Genomic DNA, 9,203 nt, shown 5'->3' on the forward strand with positions numbered 1-9,203 from the left:
GATTGGCACATGGACCAAGATATAAGATGGCATTCAGAAGACGAAGGGAAGGTAAAACTGATTACCGGGCCCGTTACAAGATGATAGAAACAGGCAAGCCCAGGCTTGTTGTCAGGATAACCACATATCATGTCATTGCACAGATCATCAATGTTGGTATGGAGGGCGATGAAACACTTGTTTCAGCCCACTCAAAGCAGCTCCAGAAGATGGGATGGAAGGGAGCAACAGCCAACACAGCAGCAGCATACCTCACAGGATACCTGTGCGGTAAAAGAGCCCTGAAGGCAGGCATAACAGAGGCTGTGCTTGACATAGGCATGAGACCTGCCATAAGGGGTTCAAAGGTATTCGCTGCACTCAAGGGAGCTGTTGACGCAGGACTCAACGTGCCGCATGGAGAGGCAATACTTCCTGACGAATCCAGGATCAGGGGCGAACACATAAAGGAATACGCGGAATCCCTTGATGATGAAGAGATGCAGAAGAGGTTTTCAAGGTACCTTGAGAGGGGTCTTTCCCCTGTGGACCTTCCAGAACACTTTGATGAAATCAAAAAAAGGATAGATGAAGAGGTATGATTATGAACTTCAACATGGAGGAATGGGAGCCAAGGACCAACCTGGGACGCCTTGTCAAGGAGGGTGTCATAACGAGCATCGATGAGATCTTTGAAGAGGGACACCCTATAATGGAACTCGAAATAATTGACGCCCTGCTTCCTGACCTTGAAGAGGAAGTGATTGATGTTAACCTTGTCCAGAGGATGCACAAATCAGGAAGGAAGGTTAACTTCAGGGTCATAGTTGCAGTGGGTAACAAGGACGGATACGTTGGACTTGGCCAGGGTAAGGCAAGAGAGGTCGGACCTGCAATCAGAAAGGCAGTTGACGATGCAAAATTCAATATAATAAAGGTAAGGAGGGGCTGCGGTGACTGGGGCTGTGTCTGCGGAAGAGAACACACGGTACCCTTCAAGGTCTCAGGTAAGAGCGGAAGCGTCCGCGTAACCCTCATACCGGCACCCGGTGGTGTTGGACTGGCCATCGGTGACGTGGGCAAAACCATAATGAGGCTTGCAGGCATAGACGATGTATGGTCACACACCCGTGGACAGACACAGACAACGGTTAACTTTGCCAGGGCAACCTTCGACGCCCTTAAACAGCTGAGTAAAGTAAAGGCAAGCGAAAAGGACCTTAAAAACCTTGGTGTTTGCAGTACCTGAAGGTGATGGCAGATGTTCGCAGTAGTAAGGGTAAGGGGATCAGCAGGCGTCCGAAGGGACATAGCTGATACCATGGAAATGTTAAGGCTCAACAGGATCAACCACGCCGTCTTGGTTGAGGAAACACCCAGCTACCTTGGCATGCTCCAGAAGGCCAAGGACTACATAACATGGGGTGAAATCGACCAGGAAACCCTCAAGGCAATGATAATGAAAAGGGGAAGAATCATCGGCGGAGATAAAATAACCGACGACTACATAAAGGAAAAGACAGACTACGATTCCGTGGAGGAATTCGCGGAAGCAGTCTTCCAGGGCGATGTTAAACTGGAAGACGCAGGTATAAAGCCTGTATTCAGACTGCACCCCCCAAGGAAGGGTTATGAAGCAATAAAGAAGGCCTTCAATGAGGGTGGAAGTCTGGGTTACCGTGGTGAAGAGATAAACAACCTTTTAAAAAGGATGATCTAATCCGGAGGAATTACCGATGATCAGAAAAAGACGAAAGATCACAAGGATGAGGGGTTCACGAACCGTTGGCGGAGGATGCTCCAAGAAGAGAAGGGGAGCAGGTCACCGCGGTGGTAGAGGACAGGCGGGCGGACACAAGCACCACTGGTCCTGGATAGTCAAGTACGACCCCAAACACTTTGGAAAATACGGGTTCAAGAGGCCTCAGAAACTCATAAAGAGACCTGAAACAGTGAACCTTGCTTACCTTGATGAGAAGATACCTGAACTCCTTGAAAGTGGCGTTGCAGTTGAAGAAAACGGCATGATCGTCATAGACGTTACAGAGCTCGGCTTTGAAAAGATCCTTGGAAGCGGCAGGCTCACAAGACCTGTGCATGTGAAGGCATACGAGTTCTCAGAGAGTGCTGCTGAGAAGATAGAGGAAGCCGGAGGAATGGCTGAAATCATAGAATAACTCTGATTCAGGCAGGGAGTGAAGCAGTTGAAGGAAAAATTTGACCCCATATTCTCATTAATACCACAGGTCAAGTCACCGGGCTACAGGGTTCCCTTCAGGGAGAAACTCAAATGGACAGGAGTAATACTCATCCTCTACTTCTTCCTGGCCCAGATACCACTCTACGGGCTGAGCCCAGGGGCTGTTGACCAGTTCGCCCAGCTGAGGGCGGTGCTTGCAGGGAACTTCGGTTCAATACTGACCCTTGGTATAGGACCCATCGTTTCAGCATCCATTATCCTCCAGCTCCTGGTTGGTGGTAATATCCTTAAACTGGATCTTTCGAAACATGAGGATAAGGCCTTTTTCCAGGGACTGCAGAAACTCCTTGCCATTGTCTTCACCTTCTTCGAGGCACTGATCTTTGTGGTGACGGGTTCACTTGCACCGGCAGCCCCTGCATTCACCTGGATCCTGATACTACAGCTCACCATTGGAGGAATACTCATAATATTCCTTGATGAGGTGGTGTCCAAGTGGGGCTTCGGTAGTGGTGTGGGACTCTTCATCGCAGCGGGGGTGTCTCAGGAGATCATAGTCGGTGCCTTCAACCCGCTTTCTTCACCGGTTCAGCCAGGAGTGCCTGCAGGTAGGATACCTGGTTTGATATATCTTCTGACAACAGGACAGGCCCCTGACCTCCAGTACTATGTGCTCCCTGTGGTTGCACTTATTGCAGTCTTCCTTGTGGTTGTCTATGCAGAGAGTATGCGCGTCGAGATACCCATCACTATGGGAGGGGGTAAGAGGCTCACAAGGGGTGCTGTTGGTAAGTACCCCCTGAGGTTCGTGTATGCAAGTAACATGCCGGTTATCCTCACAAGCGCCCTGCTACTCAACGTCCAGTTAATGGCGAACGTATTCCAGAAACTGGGGTACCCCATACTGGGAACCGTGGTTAATGGGCAGCCAGTAAATGGCCTCGCATACCTGCTTACGGCACCAAGGTCCTTCGATGCAATAATCCTCGACCCCTTCAGGGTTATATTCTATGCTGTCGTGTTCATAGGGCTCTGCGTATTGTTCGCATGGCTCTGGGTTGAGATAAGTAATATAGGATCCAAGGATGTTGCAAAACAGCTCTACCAGATGGGTATGCAGATACCTGGCTTCAGGAGCAGCAGGGGACACTTTGAAAGGATACTCAAACGTTACATACCTGCAATAACCATCCTTGGAGGGGCCTTCGTGGGGCTTCTTGCATTTGTGGCTGATCTCACAGGTGCCCTGGGTGGAGGAACAGGGGTACTTCTAACCGTGGGTATAGTTTACAGGCTCTATGAGGAGATAGCCCAGGAACAGCTCATGGACATGCATCCAGTACTTAGAAGCTTCCTGGGCGACTGATAAGTGAATAATGATTAATGGGAGTGGTACCATGAAGGTTGTTGTAGTTGCAGGCATACCGGGTTCAGGAAGCACAACGGTCCTCGAAAACACACTTGAAGAACTGGATTACATCAGCGTGAATTACGGGGACGTGATGCTGGAGATAGTCATTGAGAAGGGGCTTGTTGAACACAGGGATGAGATCAGGACACTCTCCCCCGACATCCAGAAGGATATACAGAGGGCTGCTGCGAAAAGTATAAGAGAAAGGTCACGGGAAAATAATATAATCGTTGACACACACTGCACAATAAAGACACCTGCTGGTTTTCTACCAGGGCTTCCGGTATGGGTTCTTGAGGAACTGGAACCGGACATGTTCATACTTATAGAGGCGGATGCAGAGGAAATCTTCACAAGGAGAATAAGTGATAAAACAAGGAACAGGGACATGGAGTCCCTTCAGGAGATAGACCTCCATCAGCAGATGAACAGGGCCGCTGCAATGGCCTATGCAACCCTCACCGGGGCGACCGTAAAGATAGTTAAGAATCATAACAACCAGCTTGAGTCTGCAGTTGGTGAGATGAAAAGTGTTCTGATGTAACAGATCTACGAGGAAGCTAAGATGGTACTCGAGGTTGTATATGGGGCGCTGAACGCTGTATTCGGACCCTTCATCGCAATGGACCCGAACCCCCAGAACCCCATATTCACGGTTTTCCTGATATCCACCATTGTGGCCTTTGTCATAACACTGGCCAACAAACTCCTGGTGGATCAGGAGAGACTGGAATCCCTGAAGGCTGAGATGCAGGAATTCCAGCAGGAAATGATGGAGGCAAGGAAGAAGAATGACGTCCAGGCGCTGGAGGAGATCCAGAAGAAACAGATGGAGTTTATGGATAAGCAGCGCGAAATGATGACAATGTCATTCAAACCCATGATCGTCACCTTCCTTCCCATAATCCTTGTCTTCTACTGGATGGGGCAGGAGCCCCATATAGTGAATACCCTGGTGATACTGCCCCAGGTGGCATACTATGTGCTCCTTGTCCCACTGTGGCACATGTTCTATGGCATGCCACCAAACGCACCGGCTTATGCCATCGGCTGGCTGGGATGGTACATATTATGCTCCTTTGCAATGTCCCAGATCTTCAGAAAATTCATGGGACTTAAAGGAATGTAAATCCTAAGGAGAGATTAAAAATGCCAGAATTAAGATACAGATCCAGATCATATAAGAGAATCTTCAAGAAAACCCCTGGAGGAAGAACGGTTATCCATTACCGAAGGAAAAAACCATCAAAGCATGTCTGTGCCGGATGTGGAAAACCACTACATGGTGTTCCCAGGGGAAGACCCTACGAGATAAGGAAACTCGCCAAATCCAAGAAGAGACCCAACAGGCCATACGGCGGGTACTACTGTTCAAGCTGCGCCCGCAAAGTCTTCAAGAGAGAGGCAAGGTCCTGATGATCCTAACCATCGGTGGTCTGGCAGGCACCGGTACAACAACCGTTGCCAGGATACTTTCTGAGAGGCTTGGAATTCCATGCGTTTCTGCGGGGGACGTGTTCAGGCAGATGGCTGCTGAGAAGAACATGGACCTCCTGGAATTCAGTAAACTAGCCGAGGAAAACCCTGAAATCGATATTGAAATAGATCGCAGGCAGGCCAGACTTGCAGATGAAAATGAGGACCTCATCCTTGAGGGAAGGCTCTCGGCACACTTCACCAGGGCGGACCTCAAGGTTCTTCTGATAGCCCCCTTTGATGTCAGGGCGCAGCGTATAAGTGTAAGGGAATCCAAGGACATTGAAACAGTGAAGGAAGAGATCCGCATACGTGAGGAGAGTGAAGCCCAGAGGTACCTGGAGATTCATGGAATCGATGTGGATGACCTTGACGTGTATGACATTGTAATAAACACCAGCCATTTTGACGCTGATAGGGTGGCTGAGATCATAATAAAAGTTACTGAGGTGATTTAATGGCAGCAATAGAAGTAGGAAGAGTATGTATAAAAACCGCAGGAAGAGAAGCCGGTGAAAAATGTGTGATACTCGACATCATCGACAAAAACTTTGTTGAAGTGGTGGGAGTCAACGTTAAAAACAGAAGGTGCAACATAAACCACCTTGAACCCACCGAAAAGAAGATTGAAATCAAATCAGAGGATGTTGAGGAGATAAAGAAGGAACTGGAATCCCTTGAATAAACCCACCTCTTATTTTTGCAAGTATCTTTCATGGCAAACTTCATCGAGTTAAGGGAGTCTCGGACAGACCCCGACTATGGATGTCCTCCCTATGAAAGGGATATCCAGACACACATATCACATGGTGTCATTAACCTTGACAAACCCGCAGGCCCCACATCCCACCAGGTGGATTCATGGGTGCGGGACATTCTCAATGCAGAGAAGGTTGGCCACGGAGGCACCCTTGACCCCGGGGTTACGGGTGTCCTACCCCTGGGTATAGACAGGGCAACAAGGGTCATGCAGCTCCTCCTCGAGGCCCCCAAGGAATATGTTTGCCTTATGAGACTGCACAGGAAGGTGGATGAGGACAGAGTACGTGAAGTGTTCGGGGAGTTCCAGGGAAAAATATTCCAGATACCACCCCTCAAATCCGCTGTTAAAAGGGAGCTCCGTGTCAGGACGGTCTACAGTGCAGACATCCTGGAGATGGATGGTCAGGATGTGCTCTTCAGGATTGCATGCGAGGCAGGGACCTATGTACGTAAGTACTGCCATGATATAGGCGAGGCCTGGGTGTGGGCGCCCATATGGCGGAACTTCGACGTACACGGGTCGGACCCTTCACCGAGGAGGGGATTGTAACACTCCATGACCTCAAGGACGCCTACCAGTTCTGGGTGGAGGATGGAGACGAGAGCTTCCTGAGGGAATGTATACTGCCCATGGAGGTGGCTGCAGGTCACCTGCCAAGGGTGGTTATCCTTGACTCTGCGGTCGACGCCATCTGCCACGGCGCAGACCTTGCCCGAGGAGGCGTAGCAGGCCTTGATGACAGCATAGTTAAGGGGGGTACAGTTGCGGTACTGACCCTCAAGGGGGAGCTGGTGGCTGTTGGAGAGTCAACAATGTCCTCCCTGGACATCATCGCGGCGGAGAAGGGCATCGTCGTTGAAACCCGGAGAGTCTTCATGAAACCAGGCACCTATCCCCGTATGTGGAGATAGCCCTGGTATCGATGCAGACATCCCCTTGAAACATGCCATCAGCAATACTTAAATAGCTGTCAGATTACACACTTAACTGAATACATCATATGCCGGGATAGCCTAGCCAGGTAAGGCGCAAGACTGGAAATCTTGTGGAGCTCTGCTCCTCCTGGGTTCAAATCCCAGTCCCGGCGTCGGTTGAAGCAACTGAGGTTGCACCTACGACTCTTATGAAATGTTATGAATTCGCAGAACCCCCGTCCCGCGAATTCACTCTTACTGGAGGTTAATGAATGGAAGAAGAATTCAAGCATATGGTTCGTATTGCCAGGAAGGACATAGATGGTAATAAGACCATGGAAAATGCCCTTACAAGTGTAAAGGGTGTTGGTAAGGCTCTTTCAAGGGCAATAATCATGTCAGCAGGATACGATCTTAACCAGAGAATAGGTTACCTTTCCGATGAGGAAATAGAAAGACTTGAAGAGGCTATAAAGAACCCTGCAAAGTACAACATCCCCTCATGGATTGTTAACAGGCGTAACGATTATGAGACCGGTGAGGACAAGCACCTCATAGAGTCAGACCTTGACATGTGCCTCAGAGAGGACCTTAACAGGATGAGGAAAACAAGGAGCTACAAGGGAAGAAGGCACGAACTGGGCCTGCCTGTCAGGGGACAGAGGACAAAATCCACATTCAGGAAGGGTTCATCTGTCGGTGTAAGAAGGAAGAAGAGATAGATAAGGAGAGATTAAGATGGGACATCCACGTAAAGCAAGAAAAAAATATGATACTCCACCTCACCCATGGAACGCTGAAAGGATAAAGGAAGAAAACAGGCTTGTATCAAAGTACGGCCTTAAAAACAAGAAGGAAGTCTGGAAGGCAGAGACGATGGTGAGGAGATACAGGAGGGACGCAAGGTACCTCCTTGGTCTATCAGGCGAACACACAAAGACAGAAAGGGAGCAGCTCCTCGGCCACCTTGTAAGGGCAGGGATACTCAATGAGGGAGCCAAACTCGAAGACGTCCTGGACCTCACCGTTGAGGATGTGCTCAGAAGGAGACTCCAGACCATCGTCCACAAGAGGGGCCTTGCAAGGACCGTGAATGAGGCAAGGCAGCTGGTTGTCCATGGCCACATAACCCTGAACGGAAAAAAACTTGACGCCCCAGGCTACCTTGTTAAAAGGGGAGAAGAGGATAAGATAGGATTCTACCCCTCATCCCCAATGAAAAAACAGATGGAAGCAGCCCAGGACGCTGAATAAATTCAGGGAGAGATAAAATGGCTGAAAAGGAAAAATGGGGAATAGCAAACATTTACTCATCATTCAACAACACCATAATCACCATAACAGATATAACCGGTGCAGAGACCATCACACAGTGGTCAGGTGGTAAGGTTGTCAGGGCCGACCGTCAGGAATCATCACCCTTCGCTGCAATGGAAGCCGCCACAAGGGCAGCTGATGATGCAAAGGAGGAGGGCATAGTTGGCCTACACATCAAGGTCAGGGCACCAGGCGGAAACGGTCCAAGGACACCCGGACCCGGTGCACAAGCAGCTATAAGGGCCCTTGCAAGGGCTGGAATGAGGATAGGTAAAATTGAGGATGTAACTCCCATACCTCACGATGGAACAGGAAGACCTGGAGGTAAGAGGGGAAGAAGGGTCTAAAATGGATATCGCTGTTAAGGAAAAAACTGACACCGAAATGGTCTTTGTGGTAACCGGCGTCACAGTTCCATTCATAAATGCCATAAGAAGGACCTGCATGATGGAGGTCCCAAAGCTGGCAATTGAATACGTGAACATGTACAAAAACGACGCCAAAATGTTCGACGAGGTACTTGCCCACAGGCTTGGACTCGTACCCCTCGCTGCCGAACAGGAACTCATGGACACTCTTAACATGCCTGAGGAATGTGAGTGTGAGGAGTACTGCCCGGAGTGCAGCGTCTCCCTGACCCTCAAAAAGGAGGGGCCCGGTGTGGTCTACTCAGGGGACCTCTCACCGGAGACACCATCGGTCAAACCCGCCTTCAAGGACATACCCCTCGTGAAACTTGGAGATGAAGATGAGGTTGAACTTGAGGCAATCGCACAGCTTGGAACAGGAAGGGAACATGCAAAATGGGAACCAACAACTGCATGCGCATACAAGTACTACCCCAGGATAGTTTTCAGGGAGAACTGTGACGAATGCCTTGAATGTGTCGATGCATGTCCAAGGGGAGTTCTTGGAGAGGAAGATGGTAAACCAGCGGTCCTTGACACTGAGAACTGTTCAATGTGTAAGAGCTGTCTGAGGGCGTGCGATAAAGGGGCAGTAGATGTGGGATACGAGGAAGGTAAGTTCATATTCAGGATAGAGACCGACGGATCAGTTGACCCCAGGGATGTTCTCTTAAAGGCATGCGATATCCTAAGGGAAAAGGCAGAGAATATTATAGCATTTTGTGAAGGAGGCTAA

At 49.5% G+C, this 9,203-nt stretch carries 14 protein-coding genes, 1 tRNA gene and 1 pseudogene; all 16 read left to right on the plus strand.

Annotated features, from left to right (window positions below; all coding sequences use genetic code 11):
• The first annotated feature begins 2 nt into the window (after positions 1 to 2).
• The 16 genes and pseudogenes from FZP57_RS02255 to FZP57_RS02330 all read left to right on the plus strand — a co-directional run bounded on the left by FZP57_RS02255 (position 3) and on the right by FZP57_RS02330 (position 9,203).
• A complete protein-coding gene (locus FZP57_RS02255; RefSeq protein ID WP_074358582.1) occupies positions 3 to 581 on the plus strand; it encodes a 50S ribosomal protein L18 in 579 nt (192 codons plus the stop codon).
• Positions 582 to 583: 2 nt separating this feature from the next.
• Positions 584 to 1,228, plus strand: coding sequence for a 30S ribosomal protein S5 (gene rpsE, locus FZP57_RS02260; protein WP_191216392.1), 645 nt, complete (start codon positions 584 to 586; stop codon positions 1,226 to 1,228).
• 12 nt (positions 1,229 to 1,240) lie between these two features.
• The gene (gene rpmD / locus FZP57_RS02265; protein ID WP_074358583.1) at positions 1,241 to 1,699 is read left to right on the plus strand and encodes a 50S ribosomal protein L30; all 459 of its coding nucleotides are present in this window, start codon (positions 1,241 to 1,243) and stop codon (positions 1,697 to 1,699) included.
• A gap of 16 nt (positions 1,700 to 1,715) precedes the next feature.
• On the plus strand, positions 1,716 to 2,156 hold the full coding sequence (locus tag FZP57_RS02270; protein WP_191216393.1) for an uL15m family ribosomal protein: 441 nt from the start codon (positions 1,716 to 1,718) through the stop codon (positions 2,154 to 2,156).
• Positions 2,157 to 2,174: 18 nt separating this feature from the next.
• Positions 2,175 to 3,545, plus strand: a complete 1,371-nt coding sequence (gene secY / locus FZP57_RS02275) for a preprotein translocase subunit SecY (protein ID WP_084531149.1) — start codon at positions 2,175 to 2,177, stop codon at positions 3,543 to 3,545.
• A 31-nt stretch (positions 3,546 to 3,576) separates the two neighbouring features.
• A complete protein-coding gene (locus tag FZP57_RS02280) occupies positions 3,577 to 4,134 on the plus strand; it encodes an adenylate kinase (protein ID WP_074358586.1) in 558 nt (185 codons plus the stop codon).
• 21 nt (positions 4,135 to 4,155) lie between these two features.
• The gene (locus FZP57_RS02285; protein ID WP_074358587.1) at positions 4,156 to 4,719 is read left to right on the plus strand and encodes an EMC3/TMCO1 family protein; all 564 of its coding nucleotides are present in this window, start codon (positions 4,156 to 4,158) and stop codon (positions 4,717 to 4,719) included.
• Positions 4,720 to 4,739: 20 nt separating this feature from the next.
• Positions 4,740 to 5,006, plus strand: coding sequence for a 50S ribosomal protein L34e (locus FZP57_RS02290; RefSeq protein ID WP_074358588.1), 267 nt, complete (start codon positions 4,740 to 4,742; stop codon positions 5,004 to 5,006).
• Positions 5,006 to 5,524: a (d)CMP kinase gene (cmk, locus tag FZP57_RS02295; protein ID WP_191216394.1), complete on the plus strand. Its 519-nt coding sequence runs from the start codon at positions 5,006 to 5,008 to the stop codon at positions 5,522 to 5,524. Before FZP57_RS02290 ends, cmk begins: the two co-directional genes overlap by 1 nt.
• Positions 5,524 to 5,751, plus strand: coding sequence for a 50S ribosomal protein L14e (locus tag FZP57_RS02300; protein WP_074358590.1), 228 nt, complete (start codon positions 5,524 to 5,526; stop codon positions 5,749 to 5,751). The genes cmk and FZP57_RS02300 overlap by 1 nt, the downstream gene beginning before the upstream one ends.
• A 30-nt stretch (positions 5,752 to 5,781) precedes the next feature.
• A pseudogene (locus FZP57_RS02305) lies at positions 5,782 to 6,740 on the plus strand (RNA-guided pseudouridylation complex pseudouridine synthase subunit Cbf5).
• Between the two features lie 91 nt (positions 6,741 to 6,831).
• Positions 6,832 to 6,916: transfer RNA gene (locus FZP57_RS02310), tRNA-Ser, on the plus strand.
• Positions 6,917 to 7,015: 99 nt separating this feature from the next.
• Positions 7,016 to 7,465: a 30S ribosomal protein S13 gene (locus tag FZP57_RS02315; RefSeq protein ID WP_191216395.1), complete on the plus strand. Its 450-nt coding sequence runs from the start codon at positions 7,016 to 7,018 to the stop codon at positions 7,463 to 7,465.
• A gap of 16 nt (positions 7,466 to 7,481) precedes the next feature.
• Positions 7,482 to 7,997: a 30S ribosomal protein S4 gene (locus FZP57_RS02320; protein ID WP_074358592.1), complete on the plus strand. Its 516-nt coding sequence runs from the start codon at positions 7,482 to 7,484 to the stop codon at positions 7,995 to 7,997.
• 17 nt (positions 7,998 to 8,014) lie between these two features.
• Complete coding sequence (locus FZP57_RS02325) at positions 8,015 to 8,407, plus strand: 30S ribosomal protein S11 (protein ID WP_074358593.1); 393 nt, start codon at positions 8,015 to 8,017, stop codon at positions 8,405 to 8,407.
• Position 8,408: 1 nt separating this feature from the next.
• On the plus strand, positions 8,409 to 9,203 hold the full coding sequence (locus FZP57_RS02330) for a DNA-directed RNA polymerase subunit D (RefSeq protein WP_074358594.1): 795 nt from the start codon (positions 8,409 to 8,411) through the stop codon (positions 9,201 to 9,203).

The sequence above is a fragment of the Methanothermobacter sp. THM-1 genome, assembly GCF_009914355.1.
Classification (GTDB): Archaea; Methanobacteriota; Methanobacteria; order Methanobacteriales; family Methanothermobacteraceae; genus Methanothermobacter; species Methanothermobacter wolfei.

Coding starts and splice junctions, on each gene's coding strand:
- rpsE (WP_191216392.1), top strand. CDS start 584: ATGAACTTCAACATGGAGGAATGGGAGCCAAGGACCAACCTGGGACGC.
- rpmD (WP_074358583.1), top strand. CDS start 1,241: ATGTTCGCAGTAGTAAGGGTAAGGGGATCAGCAGGCGTCCGAAGGGAC.
- FZP57_RS02270 (WP_191216393.1), top strand. CDS start 1,716: ATGATCAGAAAAAGACGAAAGATCACAAGGATGAGGGGTTCACGAACC.
- FZP57_RS02280 (WP_074358586.1), top strand. CDS start 3,577: ATGAAGGTTGTTGTAGTTGCAGGCATACCGGGTTCAGGAAGCACAACG.
- FZP57_RS02285 (WP_074358587.1), top strand. CDS start 4,156: ATGGTACTCGAGGTTGTATATGGGGCGCTGAACGCTGTATTCGGACCC.
- FZP57_RS02290 (WP_074358588.1), top strand. CDS start 4,740: ATGCCAGAATTAAGATACAGATCCAGATCATATAAGAGAATCTTCAAG.
- cmk (WP_191216394.1), top strand. CDS start 5,006: ATGATCCTAACCATCGGTGGTCTGGCAGGCACCGGTACAACAACCGTT.
- FZP57_RS02300 (WP_074358590.1), top strand. CDS start 5,524: ATGGCAGCAATAGAAGTAGGAAGAGTATGTATAAAAACCGCAGGAAGA.
- FZP57_RS02315 (WP_191216395.1), top strand. CDS start 7,016: ATGGAAGAAGAATTCAAGCATATGGTTCGTATTGCCAGGAAGGACATA.
- FZP57_RS02320 (WP_074358592.1), top strand. CDS start 7,482: ATGGGACATCCACGTAAAGCAAGAAAAAAATATGATACTCCACCTCAC.
- FZP57_RS02325 (WP_074358593.1), top strand. CDS start 8,015: ATGGCTGAAAAGGAAAAATGGGGAATAGCAAACATTTACTCATCATTC.
- FZP57_RS02330 (WP_074358594.1), top strand. CDS start 8,409: ATGGATATCGCTGTTAAGGAAAAAACTGACACCGAAATGGTCTTTGTG.